Source organism: Streptomyces sp. NPDC048349 (genome assembly GCF_040651925.1).
GTDB lineage: Bacteria > Actinomycetota > Actinomycetes > Streptomycetales > Streptomycetaceae > Streptomyces.
Map to the genome: position 1 here is coordinate 47,100 of NZ_JBEZLA010000020.1, position 19,878 is coordinate 66,977.

At 71.1% G+C, this 19,878-nt stretch carries 23 protein-coding genes and 1 pseudogene; 14 read left to right on the plus strand and 10 right to left on the minus strand.

The features are described from left to right. Positions 1 to 15: 15 nt before the first annotated feature. From AB0D44_RS13785 to AB0D44_RS13800, 4 genes are all read right to left on the minus strand, one after another. A complete protein-coding gene (locus AB0D44_RS13785) occupies positions 16 to 426 on the minus strand; it encodes a hypothetical protein (protein ID WP_362589213.1) in 411 nt (136 codons plus the stop codon). Positions 427 to 511: 85 nt separating this feature from the next. Then, complete coding sequence (locus AB0D44_RS13790) at positions 512 to 868, minus strand: hypothetical protein (protein WP_362589408.1); 357 nt, start codon at positions 866 to 868, stop codon at positions 512 to 514. 68 nt (positions 869 to 936) lie between these two features. Continuing rightward, the gene (locus tag AB0D44_RS13795) at positions 937 to 1,545 is read right to left on the minus strand and encodes an RNA polymerase sigma factor (RefSeq protein ID WP_362589216.1); all 609 of its coding nucleotides are present in this window, start codon (positions 1,543 to 1,545) and stop codon (positions 937 to 939) included. A gap of 252 nt (positions 1,546 to 1,797) precedes the next feature. Then, on the minus strand, positions 1,798 to 2,847 hold the full coding sequence (locus tag AB0D44_RS13800) for a glycosyl hydrolase (protein WP_362589219.1): 1,050 nt from the start codon (positions 2,845 to 2,847) through the stop codon (positions 1,798 to 1,800). 471 nt (positions 2,848 to 3,318) lie between these two features. Here AB0D44_RS13800 and AB0D44_RS13805 point away from each other — a divergent pair, with 471 nt between their 5' ends. The 6 genes from AB0D44_RS13805 (at position 3,319) to AB0D44_RS13830 (ending at position 10,812) form a co-directional block, all read left to right on the plus strand. Beyond that, positions 3,319 to 4,692 (plus strand): FAD-dependent oxidoreductase, encoded by a 1,374-nt coding sequence (locus AB0D44_RS13805; protein WP_362589222.1) that lies wholly within the window; start codon positions 3,319 to 3,321, stop codon positions 4,690 to 4,692. A gap of 90 nt (positions 4,693 to 4,782) precedes the next feature. Further along, positions 4,783 to 7,242: a bifunctional serine/threonine-protein kinase/ABC transporter substrate-binding protein gene (locus AB0D44_RS13810; protein WP_362589224.1), complete on the plus strand. Its 2,460-nt coding sequence runs from the start codon at positions 4,783 to 4,785 to the stop codon at positions 7,240 to 7,242. A 381-nt stretch (positions 7,243 to 7,623) separates the two neighbouring features. Next, positions 7,624 to 8,442: a DUF4190 domain-containing protein gene (locus AB0D44_RS13815; protein ID WP_362589227.1), complete on the plus strand. Its 819-nt coding sequence runs from the start codon at positions 7,624 to 7,626 to the stop codon at positions 8,440 to 8,442. 322 nt (positions 8,443 to 8,764) lie between these two features. Beyond that, the gene (locus AB0D44_RS13820; protein WP_362589230.1) at positions 8,765 to 9,277 is read left to right on the plus strand and encodes a hypothetical protein; all 513 of its coding nucleotides are present in this window, start codon (positions 8,765 to 8,767) and stop codon (positions 9,275 to 9,277) included. Positions 9,278 to 9,345: 68 nt separating this feature from the next. Next, entirely contained in the window at positions 9,346 to 10,179 is an 834-nt protein-coding gene (locus AB0D44_RS13825; protein ID WP_362589233.1) for an alpha/beta hydrolase, read from the plus strand. A 192-nt stretch (positions 10,180 to 10,371) separates the two neighbouring features. Then, positions 10,372 to 10,812, plus strand: a complete 441-nt coding sequence (locus AB0D44_RS13830; RefSeq protein ID WP_362589236.1) for a peptidase inhibitor family I36 protein — start codon at positions 10,372 to 10,374, stop codon at positions 10,810 to 10,812. 146 nt (positions 10,813 to 10,958) lie between these two features. Here AB0D44_RS13830 and AB0D44_RS13835 read toward each other — a convergent pair whose 3' ends face one another. Next, on the minus strand, positions 10,959 to 11,558 hold the full coding sequence (locus AB0D44_RS13835) for a nuclear transport factor 2 family protein (RefSeq protein ID WP_362589239.1): 600 nt from the start codon (positions 11,556 to 11,558) through the stop codon (positions 10,959 to 10,961). Further along, positions 11,555 to 12,307: an SDR family oxidoreductase gene (locus AB0D44_RS13840; RefSeq protein WP_362589241.1), complete on the minus strand. Its 753-nt coding sequence runs from the start codon at positions 12,305 to 12,307 to the stop codon at positions 11,555 to 11,557. Before AB0D44_RS13840 ends, AB0D44_RS13835 begins: the two co-directional genes overlap by 4 nt. 170 nt (positions 12,308 to 12,477) lie before the next feature. On the opposite strand from AB0D44_RS13840, the gene AB0D44_RS13845 reads away from it, so the two are divergent. Next, on the plus strand, positions 12,478 to 13,401 hold the full coding sequence (locus AB0D44_RS13845; RefSeq protein WP_362589244.1) for a helix-turn-helix transcriptional regulator: 924 nt from the start codon (positions 12,478 to 12,480) through the stop codon (positions 13,399 to 13,401). A gap of 151 nt (positions 13,402 to 13,552) precedes the next feature. Here the strand turns inward: AB0D44_RS13845 and AB0D44_RS13850 are convergent, their stop codons facing one another. After that, a complete protein-coding gene (locus AB0D44_RS13850) occupies positions 13,553 to 13,714 on the minus strand; it encodes a hypothetical protein (protein ID WP_037792689.1) in 162 nt (53 codons plus the stop codon). 216 nt (positions 13,715 to 13,930) lie between these two features. Between AB0D44_RS13850 and AB0D44_RS13855 the strand changes: the two genes are divergently transcribed. The 3 genes from AB0D44_RS13855 (at position 13,931) to AB0D44_RS13865 (ending at position 15,770) form a co-directional block, all read left to right on the plus strand. Next, on the plus strand, positions 13,931 to 14,374 hold the full coding sequence (locus AB0D44_RS13855; protein ID WP_362589247.1) for a hypothetical protein: 444 nt from the start codon (positions 13,931 to 13,933) through the stop codon (positions 14,372 to 14,374). 90 nt (positions 14,375 to 14,464) lie between these two features. Continuing rightward, positions 14,465 to 15,460: a magnesium and cobalt transport protein CorA gene (locus tag AB0D44_RS13860; RefSeq protein ID WP_362589250.1), complete on the plus strand. Its 996-nt coding sequence runs from the start codon at positions 14,465 to 14,467 to the stop codon at positions 15,458 to 15,460. 79 nt (positions 15,461 to 15,539) lie between these two features. After that, on the plus strand, positions 15,540 to 15,770 hold the full coding sequence (locus AB0D44_RS13865; protein WP_362589253.1) for a DUF6479 family protein: 231 nt from the start codon (positions 15,540 to 15,542) through the stop codon (positions 15,768 to 15,770). 91 nt (positions 15,771 to 15,861) lie between these two features. Here AB0D44_RS13865 and AB0D44_RS13870 read toward each other — a convergent pair whose 3' ends face one another. Continuing rightward, positions 15,862 to 16,281, minus strand: coding sequence for a hypothetical protein (locus AB0D44_RS13870; RefSeq protein ID WP_362589256.1), 420 nt, complete (start codon positions 16,279 to 16,281; stop codon positions 15,862 to 15,864). 91 nt (positions 16,282 to 16,372) lie between these two features. Here AB0D44_RS13870 and AB0D44_RS13875 point away from each other — a divergent pair, with 91 nt between their 5' ends. Beyond that, entirely contained in the window at positions 16,373 to 16,528 is a 156-nt protein-coding gene (locus AB0D44_RS13875; RefSeq protein WP_362589259.1) for a DUF6131 family protein, read from the plus strand. A 146-nt stretch (positions 16,529 to 16,674) separates the two neighbouring features. On the opposite strand, the gene AB0D44_RS13880 is transcribed toward AB0D44_RS13875, so the two are convergent. Next, positions 16,675 to 16,863 carry a DUF6381 family protein gene (locus AB0D44_RS13880; RefSeq protein ID WP_362589262.1) on the minus strand — a complete coding sequence of 63 codons (189 nt, stop codon included), beginning with the start codon at positions 16,861 to 16,863 and terminating at the stop codon, positions 16,675 to 16,677. A gap of 193 nt (positions 16,864 to 17,056) precedes the next feature. On the opposite strand from AB0D44_RS13880, the gene AB0D44_RS13885 reads away from it, so the two are divergent. Next, complete coding sequence (locus tag AB0D44_RS13885) at positions 17,057 to 17,446, plus strand: hypothetical protein (RefSeq protein WP_362589264.1); 390 nt, start codon at positions 17,057 to 17,059, stop codon at positions 17,444 to 17,446. Between the two features lie 95 nt (positions 17,447 to 17,541). Beyond that, positions 17,542 to 17,688, plus strand: a complete 147-nt coding sequence (locus AB0D44_RS13890) for a hypothetical protein (RefSeq protein WP_362589267.1) — start codon at positions 17,542 to 17,544, stop codon at positions 17,686 to 17,688. 11 nt (positions 17,689 to 17,699) lie between these two features. Here the strand turns inward: AB0D44_RS13890 and AB0D44_RS13895 are convergent. Beyond that, a pseudogene (locus AB0D44_RS13895) lies at positions 17,700 to 18,983 on the minus strand (hypothetical protein); the annotation flags it as partial. A 367-nt stretch (positions 18,984 to 19,350) separates the two neighbouring features. Here AB0D44_RS13895 and AB0D44_RS13900 point away from each other — a divergent pair. Then, entirely contained in the window at positions 19,351 to 19,752 is a 402-nt protein-coding gene (locus AB0D44_RS13900; protein WP_362589270.1) for an SsgA family sporulation/cell division regulator, read from the plus strand. Positions 19,753 to 19,878: the final 126 nt, after the last annotated feature.

Consider the following 19,878-nt stretch of genomic DNA (forward strand, 5'->3'; position numbering starts at 1 on the left):
GCCCCTCGCGATGAGTTACGGCGTCACACCGGCCGCCTGCGAGAACCGCTCGAATTCCGAGTCCTGTGACGGCAACAGGCCCGCCCTCACCATCGCCGTGCCCAGCTCCCGCTCGCGCTCCTCGTCGGAGCATTCCAGGCCGCACTGGATGATCTGCGCGACCATCTCGGTGGTCCCGGCCAGGAAGATCGAGCCGCTGTCCGACTGGTAGAACCAGGCCTCATAGACGAGCGACCCGTCGCTCACCACGTCCCAGAGCTCACAGAAGTTCAGCCCCGCTTCGTCCTCCGGGTCCGTGGAGAGGCGCCGGTGGGCCGGGAGGTCCTCATCGTCGTAGGCGGCACCGCAGAGGGCGACCTGCTCCACCTGGACGGGATTGAGCTGCGCCACCGCGGTGATCCGGCGCTTGTTGGTGAAATCTGCCATGCGGTGAAGCTAGCAGGGCCCACCGACAGCCCCCGCGGGGCTTCGGGGCGCGCGGGGGAGGCGCATCGGGACCCGGCCGGTCCGGTCACCTGCCGGGTCGGGCCGCCTTGGTGAGGGTGCAGACGCCGTCCTCACACTGGCGCTCCAGACGGCCGCGGGAGATGGTCTGCGCCAGGCCGACCATCCAGCAGGTCGGGCAGCCGCGGAAGGCGATCAGGGCCAACGGGGCCGCCAGCAGGGTGGCCGGCCCGGCGACCGGCACCAGGGCGATCGAGCCGATGATCAGCCCGAAGCCGAGGGCGCCGCGCGCCAGGTGGCGCGGGACGGACCTGCTGGCGAAGTTCATCGCGGGCGCCACGGGCTGTCGTGCGGGGACCGGGGTCCGCGCACCCCGCGCGGGCTCCACGGTGTGCACCGGGTCCACGTGGTCCGTGCGGTCCATGTGGACCCTCCGGTCCCCGTGGTCCCCGTGGTCCGTGCGGTTCACACTCTTCACGGTATTCACGGTATTCACGGTCGTACGTCTCCTCCGACTGCTTGGTCGATGTCCCGATCGAGTGCGTGATCTGCTGCTGCCAGGGAGTCGCGCAGTGCCGCGCGTGCCCTGTGCAGCCTCGATTTCATGGCGGCGTTGCTCAGCCCGAGCGCATGGGCGACGGTCTTGCCGGGCAGGCCCTGCACGTCCCGCATGATCAGGATCTGCCGCTGCTCACGGGGAAGGGCGCTGACCGCAGCCGCGATCCGCTCCACCTCCAGCCTGCGCAGCACCGCGTCCTCCGCGGACGGTTCCGCACCCGCCTCCGGCTCGGCCGGCTCCGCCCCGTCGCTCCGCGAGACGAGCAGCCGAACCTGCCGGAGGCATTCGTTGCGCACGATCCGGAACATCCAGGAGGCGAGCGCGCCGGTCGCCCGCAAGGTGCCGATCTTCCGGTAGAGGATGATCAGCGCCTCCTGCGCCGCGTCCTCCGCATCCTGCGGAGAGGCGCACAGCGAGAGGGCGAACTTGCGCACGTGAGGCTGCGAGGTCACGACGACGGTGGTGAGCGAAGTGACGTCGCCGTCCTGGGCGGCCTTGATCAGCCGCTCGTCCGGCCAGGTGAAACGTGGGCGTGGGGTCATCTGTTACTCGTATCCGAAAGGGCCTGCGTGCGGGCGTCCGTCAGCCCCGTCCCTTGTAGCGCCGGACCAGGTGCCAGCTGCACGCGCCCATGAGCAGGGCTCCGACGACTACGAGGCTGGTGATCATCATGGGTGTTTCCTCCCCGGTTCTGCCGGCCCGTTCGGCCGGTACACACATAAGAGCCGGGCAGGCCCCGAGAGGATTCGCCTCTGGCCGAGTTTTTTTCTGCGGCCGGCCAGGATGCCGTGCGTTCAGTCCGTCGGCCAGGCCTCGAAGTCCCCACGGCCGAAGCCGCCAGGCCCACCGCGGCCCTGTCGGGCGGACAGGAACTCCCGAAACACCTGAGCGGAGCGCGGGTTCTGACTGCACTGCCACACGCCGTGCGGACAGTAGTCGGTGATGCTGTGGTACAGCGGCTCGTGCTCGGCGATCCACGCCAGCATGCCCTGCATGTACTCGGGGTTGTCGCCGTGGCGGAACAACCCCCACTCGGGGTACGAGATCCGCTTGCCGTGCGCCTTCGCGAAGTCGACCTGGTGCTGGAGCCCGTAGGGCTGGGTGACCTGCTCGTCGAAGGTACGGCCGGGCTCCTGGTCGTAGGAGTCCATGCCGATGATGTCGACCACGTCGTCGCCGGGGTAGCACGTCGTCCACGGGATGTTGTCACTGCCGCGGTTGGGGGCGAAGTCGAAACGGAACTGCTGCCCCTCCACGGAGCGCATGGCGGCCACGATGCGCCGCCAGTACCCCTTCCAGTTCTCGGGGTCGGGCCGGCACCGGTGGGTGTAGTTGAAGCCGTTCATCTCCCAGCCGAGCACGATCACCGTGTCCGGCACCCCGAGGCCGACCAGCCGCTCGGCCAGCTGCCGGAAGTGGTGGTCGTACTCGCCCCGCGCGCCGGCGCGGAGCAGCTCGGCGACCTCGCCGTCGGGGACGCCGGCCTCGTTGCGTTCCAGCATGGGCACGTTGAGGACGAACAGCCGATCGGCGCTCTCGTTGCGCCACTGCGCCCAGCTGCGCAGCGAATCGGGTGCCCCCTCGATGTTCGCCCAGGTGTCGCCGGGCAGGTAGGTGTGCCCCGCCCGCAGCTCGGTACCGCCGAGCCAGCGCGAGAGTTCCTGCATCTTCTCGACGCCGGGGGTGGCGTAGTGGAGATAGGCGCCCACTGCGACCTCGGTGTCGGCGCTGTCACCGCCGGGACCGTCTTGGGGCGATGTCGCGAGGGCGCCCCCGGTGACGAGCAGGGCGGCAGCGACCGTACTCGCGCAGGCGCCCGCCAACCAGCGGCCACGATGGGACATGACGCCTCCACGAGCTTCGCGAACGAATGTGTCTGGCAGCGACGCTAGACATCTCCTACGCAGCATGGCCTGTCCGAGGCCCCGATGCTGGGCCATTCGCGGCAATCGGGCGCATTTGCTTGGCCCGACCGGATGAAAACCGCCTCCCTCGTCAGCGTGTCGGTGGACGATGCGCCGGCGAACGGGCTCGTGTGCCGCCCCTTGCCGGGGCGGGGTGTCAGGACCCGCACACCCCGCCCACGGCGCTGCGGCGGCCCGACGATCGGGGACTGGAACGGTTCCGCACCGGCTCCGCACCGGCTCCGCACCCGCCCTTCGGGCCATGCGACGGATCTCCGGGCTCCAAGCTCCTGCCCGGCGCTGACCGTTGACCGTCCTGACCCCGCGCACCGCGCAGGGACGAGGCCGGTCGTCGACCGTAGATCATCAAGCGGTAGGCTCGCCGTGCAACACGACGCGAAGGGGAGCTCAGTGGCGCGGGTTGCGATCATCGGTGGGGGTATCAGCGGGCTGGGAACGGCGCTCATGCTCGGGCGGCGGGGCCATACGGTCACGTTGTTCGAACAGGACGCGCGCGAGGCCGGAACGGACCTGAACCGGGACTTCTTCCACTGGGACAGACCCCGGGTCCCGCAGGCCGTCCAGCCGCATTCTCTCCTCGCGCCCGTGCGCACCGTACTGCGCACCGAGACCCCCGACGTCTACGCGGACCTCCTGGCACGTGGAGCCCGGGAGTACCACGAGTTCGACTGGTTCGGCGAGCATCCGCCGCACCGGGCCGGCGACGAGGACCTGGTGACCCTGCGCGCGCGCCGCATCGTGCTGGAGGCCGCCTTGGCCGCGGCCGTGGGACGGGAGCGCACCGTGGAGGTGCGGCGGGGCCGCCGGGTGAGCGCCCTGACCCTCCGGGAGGGCAGCCCTGCCCGGGTCACCGGAGTCCAGGTGGACGCGGAAACCCACCGGGCGGACCTCGTCGTCGATGCGTCGGGCCGCCGCTCGCCGGTTCCCGCCTGGCTGATAGCGGCCGGCTGCCGCCCGCCCGTCGTCGACAGCCACCGCGCCGGGATCGCCTATCTCTGCCGCTGGTACCGCCTGCGCGCCGACGGCCCGCGCGACCCGGGGCGGGTGAAGACCGGCTCGGCCGCACCGTTCGCGCTCGCCGGCGTCTTCCCTTCCGACAACGACACCTTGGCGGTGCACCTGGTGCTCTCCACGGGTGACCCGACCCGCGGCGCGCTCACCGACCCCGCCGTGTTCGAGGCGGTCGCCCGCCGCTTCCCCGCCACCGCCGCCTGGCTCGACCTCGCCCCCGAACCGCAGTCAGCGGTTCTGGCGATGGCCGGTCTGGACAACCGCTGGACCGCCCTCGCCGACGAGCACGGACCCGTCGTCACCGGCCTGGTCAACGCCGGGGACAGCCTCATCCACACCAATCCCACGTCGGGCCATGGCGCTTCCTTCGGCCTGCTCGCCGCCCGGTACCTCGCGAGCCATGTCGACGAGATCGCCGCGGACCCCACCGGCTACCACGCCTGGACGGCACAGACCCTCCGCCCGTGGTTCGACGCGCAGGTGACGGCCGACCGCGGCAACGAACAACGGCTCGCCGAGAGCGCGCCGCCCGCGGACCGGCGGGCAGCCGCCCTGGGCGCCTGTGCCTTCGAGGATCCCGTCGTCATGAGGGCCCGGGCCCAGGTGCGCCATCTCCTGCGCCCTGCTCACGACGCCTTCGGCAGCGACGAAGTGGACCGACACGTCACCGCATGGCTGGCCGCCCACCCGGACTTCACGCCCCAGCACGACGGTCCGACCCGAGACCAGTGGGACGCATTGATCCCCGGCTGATGGCGAGCAGGTCTGCCGGAGCGCCGCAGGCATGCGGATCAGGCCACCGTTCCGTCACCCGACCGGCCGATCAGGTCCTAGAGTGTGCGCGTGACCGAGCAGAACTCCGAACTCATCGCCGGCCGGTACCAGCTGGTCGAACGCATTGGCCAAGGCGGCATGGGCCGGGTCTGGCGGGGCGTCGACCAGCAACTCTTCGGGCGCGAGGTCGCCATCAAGGAGATCCTCTTCCCGCCGGGGCTGGACGACGGCGACCGCGCCTCACTGCTGAGGCGCTTCACCGGCGAAGCCCGCGCAGCGGTCACTCTCAGCCATCCCGGGATCATCACCATCCACGACGTCGTGGAGCACCACGGCGCCCCCATGATCGTCATGGAGTTCGTCCGCGGGGAGTCCCTGGCCGCGGCCATCCGCCGCCAGGGGCGGCTGCCCGTGCAGCGGGTGGCCGAGATCGGCTCCGCCGTGCTCGACGCGCTCGTCGAGGCGCATGACGCGCGGATCGTCCACCGGGACATCAAGCCGGACAACGTCCTCCTGACCAAGGACCGCGTCGTCCTCACCGACTTCGGCATCGCCCACCTCGCGGACGCCACGACCAAGCTCAGCCACAGCGGGACCGTCATCGGCACCCCGCAGTACATGCCGCCCGAGCAGCTCGAGGGCAAGCGCCCGACCCCGGCCAACGACCTGTGGGCGCTCGGCGCCACCCTCTACCACGCCGTGGAGGGGCACCCGCCGTTCGCCGCCGAGGGGCTCCACGCCCTCGCCGTGGCCGTCTTCACCCGACCCCACCGGCCGCCGGTCCACGCCGGCCCGCTGGCGCCGGTGCTCGACGCGCTCCTCACCAAGGACCCGGCGGAGCGGGCCGGCGCCGCCGAGGCGGCCGAGCTGCTGGCGTCGGCGTTGCGCTCCTCCCGGTCCAGGGGGCACGCCACCGCCGACACCGTCCTGCGCGAACCCGAACCGGAGGCCGAGCCCGTACCGGCACCCGAACCGGAGGCCGAGCCCGTACCGGCACCCGTACCGGCACCCGTACCGGAGGCTGAGACGGAGCACGCCCCCACCCCGACGGAGCACGACGCGCAGCAGCCGCCTGCCTCACCCCTGCCGACGCCCACCGCCAGGGACTCCGCGCACACCCCCGAGGCCCCCGACACCTTTCGCCGCCCCGTACCGGACCGCCCGACCATCCCGCCCGTGCCCGTGCCCGTGCCCTCGGGCGAGGATCTGGTCTCGCTCGGCGGGACGGACCGGAAGGGCCACTACGAGGGAGCGTCAGCCCGCCGCCGCGCCCTCACCCGGCGCTCCGCCGTCGTGGGAGTGGCCGTGGCCACGCTCGCCGTCGGCTCCGTACTGACCTGGAACCTGGCCCGTGACACCTCGCGCGGCGGCGGCGGTGGTGGGGCGGCCGGCGGTGGGTCCACGGCTTCCCCAGTCACCGTGGTGATCGGCGTGGACGCACCGCTGAGCGGCGACCTGTCCTCCTTCGGCGTCGGCATCAAGAACTCCGCCGACCTGGCGGCCAGGACCGCCAACCGGACCCGGCACGTACCCGGCGTGAACTTCGAGATCAAGGCCCTGGACGACGGCGCCGATCCCGCCAAGGGCCTGACGAACGCCTCGCAGTTCGTTGCCGACGAGAAGGTGCTGGGCATCGTGGGGCCGCTCAACTCCGGCGTCGCCCGCACCATGGCGGAACCTCTCGGACGGGCGAACCTCGTCACCGTGTCACCGGCCAACACCAACCCCGTGCTGACGCTGGGCCCCCACTGGGCCAAGGGCACCAAGTCCCGCCCGAGCAAGTCCTACTTCCGCACCGTCGCCACGGACGTCGACCAAGGGCCGTTCGCCGCCCGGTACCTCCACGACGAGGCCCGGAAGACGAAGCTGTACGTCATCGACGACACCAGCGACCACGGCACGAGCCTCACCGCGGGTTTCCGGGCCGAGTTCACCAAGCTGGGCGGCACGGTCGTCGGCGCGGAACAAGTCGATCCCGCCGCGAGCGACTTCTCCGGCCTGGCCGCGAAGGTCCGGGCCTCGGGCGCCGATGCCGTGTACTTCGGCGGTTACTACACCACCGCCGGGCCGCTCTCCCAGCAGCTCAAGCAAGCAGGCCTGAACATCCCCCTGATGGGCGGCGACGGCATCTTCGACCAGCAGTTCATCGCGACCAATGCCAAGGCCGAGGGCGACCTCGCCACCAACATCGGAGTTCCCGCCGAATCCCTGGCGGGAGGAGCGGACTTCCTCACCCAGTACCAGAAGGCCGGCTACCCGGAGGCGCCCGGTTCGTACGGTCCGTACGCGTACGACGCGGCCTGGACCGTCATCGAGGCGGTGAAGACCGTCGCGGCGGCCCATGGCGGCACCCTCCCGCCGGATGCCCGGGCGAAGCTGCCGCAGGCCGTGGCGGGGTTGACGTTCGAAGGCGTCACGGGGCGCGTTGCCTTCGACGAGTACGGCGACACGGTCAACCGCCAACTGACGGTGTACGCGGTGCGGGGCGGCAGCTGGACGACGGTGAAGAGCGGTCCGCGCACCCCCTGACCGGCCGGGACGGCCCGGCGGCCGGGCGGCCGGGCGGAGCCTCGGGGGGTGGCTCTCCCGCAGGACGCCTCCGGCGTCGGGGAGTAGCGTGGACATCACAGCACCATCGGCGGGCCGGCGTCCGCACCGGTGGCGTCGGTGTCGGGTGTCGGTACGGCCGGAGGACGCCACAACGGAGGCACAGGAGAGCCAGGCCGGACGGGGGCCGCCGACCGTCGCCGCCGGTCGCGATCGGGGTGGGCGGACCGGACAGGCCCGCGCGGCCACGCCGGACCGGACAGGCCCCCGCCTCCGCCCTCGCCGCCCCGGTCCACGGATAGAGCCTCACCGCCGGGTTGTTGGTCGAGCCTCAGGTTCCCCTGCGCAAGGAGGGCCGCGCGCATGTCCTTCCCACCTCCGCCCCCGCCCTCGTCCCCGGAGCCGAACCCGCACTGGGGGCCGTACGGGCACCCCGGACAACACCCCGGGCAGCCCCCACAGCCGCCGCGGCAGCCACCCGGGCCGTACGGGGGCCCGACCGGTTGGTACGAGCCGCCGCCGGAGTCGGAGAAGACCAACACGCTGGCCGTCGTGGCCTTCATCATGTCGATCCTCTGCCCGATACCGCTGGTCCCGCTGATCCTCGGCATCATCGCCCTCTCCCAGATCCGCGAGCGCCGCCAAAAGGGCAGGGGCTTCGCCATCGCTGCGATCGTCATCCACTGCCTGACCCTCGTGCTGTACGCCCTCGCGCTGATCTTCGGTTTCTCCGGCGCGCTGGACGACGCGCCGAAGCGCGACACCACGGGCCGGGTCACCGAGGAGGGCTCCAGCGAGGTCAAGGACCTGCGTGTGGGGGACTGCTTCACCACGGACGACGACTTGGCGGAGTACCAGGACAAGGACGGCGCGGACGCCCCCTTCACGGTCACCGTCGTGCCCTGCGGCCGGCCGCACGAGGGAGAGGCGTACGCAGTCTTCGACCTGGAGGACGACGGCGCGTACCCGGGCACGGAGAAGGTCGCCGCGACCACCGACGAGAAATGCGGCAAGGCGCTCACGGACTACGTGGGCCCGTCCGCGAACCTCCCGGACACACTGCAGACGTACGTGTACTTCCCGTCCGAGGGCACGTGGGACAGCGGCGACCGGCAGGTCACCTGCTTCGTGGGTGACACCAGCGGCTCCAGCACCGGCTCGGTCCGCGCAACCGGTTCCTGACGCCGGCGCTCGTCCGAAACGGGGTGGTGGGGGTGGTCACCCGTGGTGGGGGTGGTCACCCCTCAGCCGAGGCGAACCGGGCCCCTCGGCTTTCCGGCGTCACCTTCCCAGTGCCGCGGCCACGGCCACGGCCGGTCGTACGTCAGGGCGTCAGCAACGCCCTGCATCGGGGTCTGCCGCCCTCTGGCGTACGCGCGTAGACCTCGGGCACCATCACTGTGGTTCTACCGGTTCTACCGGCTCCACCCGCTCCACCCGCTCCACCTGCACAGCCCCACAGGCTCAATGGAAGCTTCAGCGCTCACCAGCAGGAGGAACCAGCGTGAGGCAGATCCGTTCTCTCACCACCGCCTTGGCCCTGATCGTCGGGGCCTTGTTCGTACCCGGCTTCGGAGCACTCTCCGCCACGACCGAAGCCCACGCCGCCACGAAGATCAGCCACGCCACTGCGACATCGATGTTCCGCCAGGTGGGCATCACCTGGTCGTCCTCCGGCAACTGCTCCGATCGGAACAACCCGACCTGTACGTCCTTCGAACAACTCAACCTCACCTCTGCGCAAGGGGCCCAGACCCTCAAGCGCGCCACCGGTTGCGCCCTCAACATCACCGGCGGTACCGAGGCGGGGCACGCGAGCGGCACGTACTCGCACTGGAACGGCTACAAGCTCGACTACGCGAAGGGCACCTGCATCACCAACTACATCAAGGGCACCTTCACCTACATCGGGGTGCGCGGCGACGGCGCGCCGATGTGGAAGTCCGGCTCGGGGAACATCTACGCGGACGAAGGCAACCACTGGGACGTCCTGTACTACAACTGCGGCGGTTGCTGATCCGACCCGACCGGCTCATCGGGCCGGGCATGGCATGGCAGACCGTACGGGTGGAAAGACGCGTCACCATGGGGACACCGGAAACGGGGCCGGTCACCGAGGGCCGGTTCCGTCACCGGGGGGCCGAGCTGGTGTACGACGACGCCGGTACCGGGCCCCTGGCGGTGTACGCGCACGGCGGGTTCGTCAGCCAGGCCGTCGAGCAGCGGATGGACCTGTTCGACTGGGCGCCGGTCCTGCGGGCGGGTCGGCGCCTGGTCCGCTACGACGCACGGGGGCACGGCCGCTCCACCGGCCGGCCCGTCGAGGCGGACTACACCTACGCCTCGCTCGCCGACGACCTGCTCGGCCTGCTCGACCACCTCGGCGCCACGGACCCCGTTGACGCGATCGGCTCGTCGATGGGCTGCGGCACCTGCCTCCACGCCGCCGTCCGGGCGCCGGACCGCTTCTCCCGGTTGGTCCTGCTGCTCCCGCCGACCGCCTGGGCGACGCGGGAGGCGCACGCCCGGGCCAACCGGGCCGCCGCCGACACCGTCGAGCGGGACGGGCCGGGGGACTGGTCCGGCGCCCGGGGCGACCCGCACCGCCCCGCCGTCGTCGCCGACGTCCCCGAGTTCCCTCCCACGCCCCCGCAGACACTCCTGCCGTCCGTCCTGCGCGGCCTGGCCGACTCCGACCTGCCGGCGCCCGCCCTGCTTGCCGCGCTGCGCTGCCCGGCCCTGATCCTGACCTGGGTGGACGACCCCGGCCACCCCGTGTCGACGGCCGCCGCCCTGGCCGACTGCCTGGTCGGCGCGCAGCTCCACCTCTCCCGTACCCGCGCCGACGTGCGGACCTGGGGAGTGCGCATCGCGGACTTCCTCACGGGCCCCCGCCCCGGCCCCGGCCACGCCCGCTGACGCGCTCGTTGAACGCTCGGGCGAGGACGGTGGCGCAAAGGGGTCCGGCGGTTTCGGACAGTTTCCCCGGACCGCCTTGTAACCCGCGGCACGCCTCGGGCAGGGTGTGGCCGCTTGCCGAGCCCGGCGGACCCCGCCGGGCCGCACGCGCGTGTTTCCCGTCCTGCTCACCAAGCGAAAGGGATCTTCCGCATGCGCAAGAACCGTGTGGCAATGGCCGTCTCGGGCGCCGTTTTCGCCATGACCGCCGCCCTCGTGCCGGGCACCGCCCACGCCGCACCGCCGGCCGCCGCCGCACCCGTCCCGAGCAACGCCGCGCTGGCTCAGGCCGCCATCGACTGCGGCACCGGGAACGTCTGCTTCTGGACGGAGTACAACTTCACCGGCCAGCGCTGCGCCTGGTCGGTGGCCGACCCGGACTGGCAGGGCGGCAGCATCCGCTGCTCCTGGGCCGCCACCACGAACGTGAAGTCCGTCTTCAACGCGGGCACGTCGAGCGCCACCGGCGTCGCCTACTACCTGAGCACCGACTACAACAACCGCATCGGCTGCGAGCGCCAGCAGCACGGCGCCAACCTGGCGGGCACGTACAAGGTCCGCTCCCACCGCTGGATCTCCGGCTCCTGCGGCTGACCCGCCCCACCCGGCTCCCGGGCCGCGCACGGGCCCGGGAGCCGCTCCACACCCGTCGGCGGGTCACCGCGACGCGCACGCGGCACCCGAGCGACAGCCGCGGCGCTGCACCACCCCGTGGTCAGGTCCACGGCTGCCTCTCGACATCACGCCGCCCCACCGTCCGCACGGTCTGCGAAGGCGGACCCCAGAGGGTCCTCACCCTCGGTCCACCACACACCCAGGCGCTGGCGGACCAGCACCCAGCCCGTCGCCTCCCGGCGGAACTCCCAGTCGTACGGCCCGCCCATGGCGTAGGGGGAGCGGGCCGTCCCGGGCGCGGGATCGGTCACGAACCACATGTAGCCGATGCCGGTGGCGCGGTCTCCCGCCACCTCGAAGTGCGTGTTGAGGATGTGGTGCTGCATGGCAGGGTAGGCCGCCTCCGCCCCTTCCACCTTCGCCCTGATCGCCTCCCTCCCGCGGATGATGCCCCACGGCCCGAACTCCAGCACCGCGTCCTCGGCCCAACAGGCCGCCCAGGCGCGCCAGTCCTTGCTGTCCAGAGCGCGCCACCCCCGGATCAAGAGTGCGCGCAACGCTTCCTTGTCCTCCAAGGCCCCCAATCTGAGGGACAGCCCGACTCTGCTGTCGATGTCGATGTCGATGTCGATGTCGGTGTCGGTATCGGCTTCGGTGTCGGTGTCGGTGTCGCTGCCTGCGGCGACGCGGCAGGGCACGTGGGCCGCGCAGGGGTGATCGGTCACTGGGCACTCCCGGCGGGCCGGACCACGATCTCGTTGACGTCCACCTGCGCCGGCTGGGCAACGGCGTACGCGATGGCCCCGGCGATGGCGGAGGCCGGCAGCGCTACGGCACGGTAGCTCTTCATGGCCTCCCTGGCAGCCGGGTCCCCGATGCCGTCGGCGAGTTCGGACTCGGTCACGCCGGGGGAGACGAGCGTGACGCGGATGCTGCCGTCCCGGCACTCCTGGCGCAGCCCCTCGGAGATCGCGCGGACGGCGAACTTGGAGGCGCAGTAGACGGCGGCCGTCGGCGAGACCTCGTACGCGCCGACGGAGGCGATGCTCACGAAGTGCCCGCTTCCCTGGGCCCGCATCGTGGGCAGGGCGGCGGCGATCCCGTGCAGGACACCCCGTACGTTCACGTCGATCGTCCGGTCCCACTCGTCGACCCTCAGTGCGTCCAGGGGTGAGAGCGGCATGACGCCCGCGTTGTTGACCACCACGTCCACGCGGCCGTAGCGCTCGCGGGCGGCGGACACGAAGGCGTTCACATCGGCGAAGTCCGTGACGTCCAGCCTGCGGAACGCCGCGCTGCCGCCGGCGGCGATGATCTCGCGGGTCAGCGCATCGAGACGATCGGTGCGGCGCGCGCCGAGGAACACGCGGTGTCCCTCTGCGGCGAGCCGGCGGGCGGTCGCCGCGCCGATGCCGCTGCTCGCTCCGGTGATCGCCACGACCTTGGCCGCGTCGGCCGTTCCCGTTCCTGTCATTCCTGTTCTTCCTCTCGGTGGAGCAGCGTGCAAGAGCCCGCGGGGCCGCATTGGTTCGCCCCGCTCGCACCACCGAGTCTGGGCGGGCCGTGGGGCGCCGACCAGGACGGGTCCTGCCCGGGTGCACCGCACCCAGGCAGCACGAGGTCGCCCTCGCCTAGCCTGAGGACATGCCCGACAACCAGCTGGGAGACTTCCTCCGCGCCCGCCGAGCGGGCCTGCGCCCCCACGACGTCGGCCTGCCCGGCCACGGCGTGCGCAGGGTCGCAGGACTGCGCCGGGAAGAGGTCGCGGTCCTGGCCGACGTGAACGCGGACTACTACACGCGCCTGGAGCAGGGACGCGAACGCCGCCCCTCGGCCCAGGTGCTCGACGCCCTCGGCCGCGCCCTGCGCCTGGACCCCGACGCCTACGCGCACCTGCACCAACTGGCCGGGACGGCCCCGGCCCTCCCGCCCACGCTCACGCCCCCTGCCCCGGACCGGATCGGTCCCGCCCTGCGCCAACTGCTGGACGGCTACCCCGGCGCCCCGGCCTTCGTCATCAACCGGGCGCTGGACGTCCTCGCGGCAAACGCCCTCGCCGAAGCCCTGTACTCGCCCTTCGAGCCGGCGGACAACCTCGCCCGCATGGTCTTCCTGGACGCGGCGGGACGGTCGTTCCACACCCGGTGGGCCCCCACGGCGCAAGCCGTCGTGGGCCACCTGCGCCAGGCGGTCGGCCTCGAGCCCGACAACCCGCGCCTGCGGAGCCTCGTTCGCGAACTCACGGAACACAGCGCGGACTTCACCCGCCTGTGGAACACCCACACCGTGCGGGGCAAGACCTCGGCCCTCAAACACTTCCTCCACCCGGACGTCGGCCCCCTGGCCCTCACCTACCAGGCCTTCGACGTGCGCGAGGCACCGGGCCGGCAACTCGTCGTCTACCAGGCCGAACCCGGCACCCACAGCGCCCAGGCCCTCGTCCTCCTCGCCGCCCTCCATGCCGAACCCGAACCGACCGCGGGACCGGGACGGCCGCCGATCCTGGAGGTGAGCAGGACCCCTGCTGCGTCACGACGTCCGCCCCGGCTGTTCCCCGGATACCCCTGATATCCGATTTCAGCGGTTACGGGAGAGCCTGGTCGCCCGCACACGACATGGCGGTGGCCTGCCGCCCCTTCGGAAGGGGACGGCAGGCCACCGCCACGTCATGCCTGCAGTGCCGTACCCGCGCACGTGCGCAGATGCACTCGTCGGCCGGCTACCAGCGGTACCAGCGGCCGCTACCGCCCTTCGGACGGGCGACGAAACCGATCAGCCACAGGACCAGCACTGCGATGGCCACCCACCAGAGAATCTTCACCGCGAAACCCGCGCCGAAGAGGATCAGGGCCAACAGAAGAACGAGAAGCAGGGGAACCATAGTTATCAACCTCCAAAGCAGCATCTGCCCGACTCCACCGAGGGCATGCGCTCAATTCTTATGTGTTTCTTAACCCGGAGCGTGGGCAAAAGAATCACCCATTTCGCGCGGCGGTCCGTCTCGGGCTGGGCCGCTGCCCGTGGGGGGACTGACCGTCTTACTCCGTACGGCTCAATGAACCGCTCGGTCAGCCGCCTTCCGGGGCAGGAGATCACCATGGACAACAATCACGAGATGGACCGGGCCCACCAGGTGCCGGACGGCGTCGACGAAAAGACACTGCGCGCCCTGGGCTTGCTCTCGAAGGCACTGGAGACCACGGAGCGGGCGCGCGGACACCTCTACGGGTTCCACCAGCTGACCGGGACGGCGGACTTCGAGCTCGGGGACGCCGTCCGGCTCCTGCGCGAGGCGGGCCACGAGGAGCAGGCCGCACGCGTCGAACGCGAACTCGTCGGCCGCAACGTCATCCCGGGCCATTGGACGTTCCAGATCGTCGAGGCCTACAACTCCACCTACTACCAGCCCTTCGCCGCGATGGAAGGCGAGATCGTCGACGAGCTGGCCGACGGCCGCGACCACCTCTACGAAGCCCGCCTCAAGACGATCCGCCGCACCCAAGGCCACCCCGACCACACGGCCACGCCACCCGCCCCCTGAACCGGGGCCCGGTCCGCTGCCGACGACGGGCCGGTTGCGGGGACGATGTCATCGGCGCATGAAATCGGCGTTCCGAAGCATGCGCGGCGTATGGAATGCGTGGTGTACGAGGAGCGGTCGGGCCGGTCGGAGACGGTCGAGTGCGGCCTTGACGACGAAGCGTGCCGACTGGTGCTGAAACGGTTGCGAGGGCTGGGAGAGGGCGAATTCGGCTGGGTACGCCTGGTGGATCCCGGCGAGGGGGAGCTCGTGCAGTTGGCCGCGGAACTGGGCCTGCACCCCCTGGCGGTCGAGGACGCGGTTCAGGCGCGCCAGCGGCCCAAGCGCGAGCGCTTCGGCGACGTGCTGGCCGTCGCGCTCAAGACCCTCTGGTACGTCGAAGAGGAAACCGCAGTGGAAACAGGCGAGTTGATGCTCTTCGTCGGGCCCCGCTACGTCCTCACCGTCCGCCATGGCGAGGTGGACCCGGTGGCCGAGGCCGCCCGCCGACTGACTGCCGACCCTTCGATGCTGCGCTTCGGCCCGCTCTCGGTGCTCCACGCCGTCCTCGACGTCGTCGTCGACGCCTACAGCGAGGCCGCAGAAACCGTGCGCGCCGCGCTCAACCGGCTGGAGGACCGCGTCTTCTCGTCCTCTCGCGTCGACCACACCGAGGACATCTACTCCCTGAAACGAGAGGTCCGCGAGTTCCGGGATGCCGTCCAACCGCTGGTCCCCGTCCTGCCCGGCCTGCTGAGCGGACTGGGCGAGGAGGACCGCCCGGCGAAGGTCCTGCCCTACTTCAGGGACGTTGCCGACCACCTGCACCGCACCGACACCGAGGTGCGGACGCTCGACGAACTGCTCAACTCGGTCCTCGACGCCCAGCAGGCCCGGGTGGGGACCTGGCAGAACGACGACATGCGGCGCATCTCCGCCTGGGCCGCGATCTTCGCGGTCCCCACCATGGTGGCGGGCGTCTACGGAATGAACTTCGAGCACATGCCGGAACTCGGCTGGAGCTACGGCTACCCGCTCGCCGTCGGCCTCATGGCGCTGGCATCGGGCCTCCTGTACCGGGCCTTCCGACGCAACGGCTGGCTCTAGGAACCGGCTCCGGACCGTTCCGTGCAGGCATTTCCAGGTGGAGGGCCGTAAGCGCGCCGATCGCGGGTAAGCGCCAGCCATGATTCCTACCGAGATCCTTGCGGCCGAAGGCCAAGGAGCACTTTTCCTCATGGTCGCCGGCGTGGCGGTGGCCGTCCTCCTGATCGGCGCGTTCTGGTACGGCAGCCGGCGCAGTGCACGGCGCGAGGCCCCTGCCCGGCCGGCGGAGCAGAATCCCGTGGCGCAGCAGCGCGAGGACTCCTGGCAGACGCCGGACGACAACGTCGGCGGCCAGGCCCCCCGCGTGTGAGCCGATCGTCCGCAGGGCCTGACCCGAGGGGAATCGACTCAGGCCCTGGGGAGCCGATGGGATCGGCTCGGGCGAAGGGAGATCGCTGCCGTCAGCGGGGCGCTGCTCGACGGCCGAACCAATGGCCTCGACCACGGGGCGCGTCGGCCACGGGAGCACGGGTATCGGTGCGGGCGGTTTCAGGTTGCTCAACCAGGTCGTCGCGCTCCCGCTCGCGGTCGACGGCGGCGGTCTCACGGCGCGACGTGCCGAGGTCCCGTCGGGCCTGCGCCGAGCGATGGGCCGAACGGCGGGCGCCGGCCATGATCAGAGACAGGCCCAGGAGGGCGACGGCTCCGACGATGGCTCCCGTCAGAAAGAGAGATCCGGTCGAACCCGTGGCGTGGTAGCCGAAAATCGAGAAATCGCCGCCGGCGCCGAGTTCGTGCCCCGCACCGGTATTGCCGAATATTCCGGCCAAGCCGACGACCAGGGCGGCGATCAAGAGGATGAGTCCGAGGATGAGAATCATGAAATTGCTCCTTGATCCGCGCCCGGACAAGCCGCCGGACACGGCTGGCGCCTACCCTGGTTAGGAACCGTCAAGCCACAACGGAGGCATCATGCTCATCCTGGGCCTCATTCTCCTGGTCATCGGATTCGTGACGGGAATTTCGATCCTGTGGACCATCGGGATCGTTCTGCTCGTCATCGGTGCCATTCTCTGGATCCTGGGAGCGGCCGGACACGCCGTCGGCGGACGCAAACACTACTGGTAGGGCCGACAGGCAACGTGAGGGGTCAGCCGCCCGGCGTCCCGCTGCAGGCGCAGCGGGACGGCCAGGTGGCAGCACGGGGACGGGCTCCCGCCTCCGGGCTCCGGAGCCGGCTGATCCGGTCTCCTACACGGGGGCCATGGTTCCTCCTACATGGGGTCCATGGTTCCGCTGCCCCTGCCCTCCTCTCGTTCCGTCTTCTCGCGGATGCGCATGGCCTTGTCCTGCAGGCGCTGCCGCTCCACCGGATCGGTGGCGTGCTGTGCCGCCTGCTCCAGCTCTTGCGCCTTGTCGCGCATCTGCTGGGCTCGCTCACTCGGCTGGCTCTCGCCGCTCATGATCATTCCTTCGTGTGTCGGGCTGTGGGTCCCCCCAGGCAAACAGCGGGAAGGCCGGCGCGCCACCGCAGGCCCAGGGGTCCGCAAGGCCCTGCCGACGCGACCGGCCGCGCGAACGGTGGGAGGATGGCAGGACCAGTGGTAGAGGCGCTCATACCCCGTGCGCCCGTCCCGAGACAGACAGCAGGCAGCCATGACGAAGCAGCCGAAGCCGTCCCAACCCCCTCACGGCAAAGGTCCGAGCCGCCACGAAGGCACCCACCAGCACGGCTGGTCGCCGGACGTGGACGAGACCCGCCAGCAGGACAACCCGAGTGCCAAGCGCTCCTTCCACCCGGACGAGTACGCCCCGGACAAGGGGCCCGGCCGGAAGGTTTCCAAGGAAGAGTCCGGAAACCCCCACGGCAAGCCGGTGAAGAGCAGGAGCACCCGCGGCGAGGACCAGGGCAAGGGCTCTGGGGAGAAGGGCATGCACGACCTGGGCCCCCGCGGCCGGTCGCAGCGCCCCAGCGGAACGAAGGACGCCTCCGCCACGACCGGCGTGGACCCCCAGGACCCGCCCGGCAAGCGCAGCGGCGGGTAGCACGGCCTGAGCGTGCGGCGAGCGTGCGGCGCTCGTCCGCCCGGGTCCCCATGTCGACGATGCTGCTCTCGCGGGCAGCTCGGGTGCCACGCTCAGTGCTGGAGCTGATGCGCAGCGTGACCCGCGTGACCCGCGTGACCCGTGTGACCCGCCAGACCGTCGACGCAGGCGATGGCGTCGCGCAGCCGGGCCGTGATGCGGCCGCGCGGCGTTGCTGCTCGGCGGCGACCGCTTCGGAGTGATGGATCTCGATGCTCAGGCGGCCGCCGAATGTACTGAGGATGCAGGAGCCACCGCTGGGATGGTGCGGTGGGCGCGGCGCGTCCGGGCGTGAGGACGGGACGACGGTCGAACGGAAGTCGGTGATGTGCAAGCCCTCCGGCGCCCGCATCGTCGGAACGCGACCCCAGGTCGTGACGATCAGCATGCCCGGGGGCGGCGTGGGGGCTGCCGAGTTCCTCGTGGGGACGTGCAACGGTGTCTGCTGCACGACTCCCTCGGCAATGGCCACCGCCAGCGACTCGCAGAGGTCACGGGCCAATTCGATCAACCCGATCGACTCCGCCGGTGGCACGTACGTGGCGGACCCGAGCAGGTTGGTGCCGTCGGTCTTGCCGACCGTCGGGGTGATCCGCGTGCGCAGATCCACCGGATAGAGGTAGACCATCTCGGTCAGCGGAAGTTCACGGATCTCGGCATCACTCAGCAGGATCGCGGCCGAGACCAGACCGTTGATCGTGACGCCCTCCCGATGCCCGAGCTCGACCAGCGCCGCGGTCTCGGCGACCGACAGGCGGCACCGGGCGACCAGGGGTGCACGGTGCCGATCGTCGTCGACCGGCGCTCCGGTGACGGCGGGTTCCGTGACGGCGGGTTCGGCAACGGCCGGTCCGGCGGCCGCCGGTTCGACTGCGGGCTCCCGTGGGCCCGGCGCCGGCGGCGTCACCCTCTTCTCGATGCCGCGTTCGGCGAGCAGTTGCTCGACGGACGCCGGATACGGACGGACCTCGCGCTCGGGCGAGCGCCCGGCCACCACATCGGTGTAGCAGGACCACAACTCCGCAAGCGCGGCCAGCGAGTGATAGGCGTCCGCGATGCTGTGGTGAGTGAACAGTGTCACGCTGGCGCTGTCCCCGTCGCCGCGCACCACGGACACGTGGCTGAGCGCGGCACGCTGATCGAACTTCTGGTCGTGGATCAGCCGATCCGGATCACCCTCCATCACCCAGATGTCCCGTGCGTCCGCCGTCCCGGCGACGAGGTCGAAGCCGCCCTCGCCCGTCGGCTCCAGCCGCGCGCCGAGCACCGGATGGGCGCGCACCAGCGCTTCGTAGGCCGCGTCGAGTGCTGCCAGGTCCAACCTGCCGGACACCAGGACCGCGTAGCCCATGTACACGCCGCTCGTTGCGAATATCGCTTCGCTCGGGGCCAATGGGCGGATGACAGCCGACGTGGTCATAGAGCTCCCCTTCTCCTGGACGAGTGGCGTGCCAGCGGAAGATCCACCCCCCTCTGCACGCGCGCCGAAGCAAGCCATCGGTGTCCCGACCGCTGGACCACCTTCCAGGAGCCGGGTCGGGTTTCACCGGTGTCTCGATGTTGTCCCGGGGGCAAGGGGGAGCCGTCAGCGTCAGGAGTCCATGGCGGCTCGGTCGGACTCACTGCGCAGAACGCAGAATGCGTTGCCTTCGGCCCGCACACAGCTCGAGCCCCTGACGGCACGTACGCCGCCACCCGACCCACGGCGCGCTACGCAGCTTTGCAGGGGCACCTCGGGGTCCCGGAGGCTTCGGATCCGCTTGCCCTTCTCGGCCGTTCCCTCGATCGGGCCAGTGTGGCGACGGCGAGGCGGGGCAGACGAGGGCAACCGTGCAGCTCATCCCGGAGGCCTGTCGATGTCCTGTGTGTCTGCTCTGCTCATTGTCCGTCTCGACGCGGCGAAGGGGCGCGTTCCGCTCCTCGCCCGCTTTTCGTACGACGCCGAGGACCCGTACGTGGTCCGGGCCACGTTCTTCGACGGCCCCACGACCCTGGCCCGCTGGGACTTCGACCGGCAGATGCTCGCCGAGGGACTCCTGCGCCCGGTGGGTGAGGGAGAAGTCACCTTCAGCCCCCACAGAGCAGCCGGCGCGGAAGAGCTCCGTGTCGCGTTGCGCGGCCCCGGCGCGGACGGGGAGGAGAACGCCGTCCTCTTCGTGGAGGCCCGCGCGCTCACGGGCTTCCTGGAGCAGACCTACGCCGTCATCGGCGTGGGGGAGGAGTTCCTCGACCTCGACAAGCTCCTCGAAGAGTTCCTGGCCCGCTGACACGCGGGCGCAACCACGGCTCCCGCGCCCGAGGCCGGCGCCGACGTGCAGACGTGCAACGTGCAGACGTGCGGACGTGCAGACGTGCCTGGGTCCCGAACCCTGATCGGTTCGGGACCCAGGCAC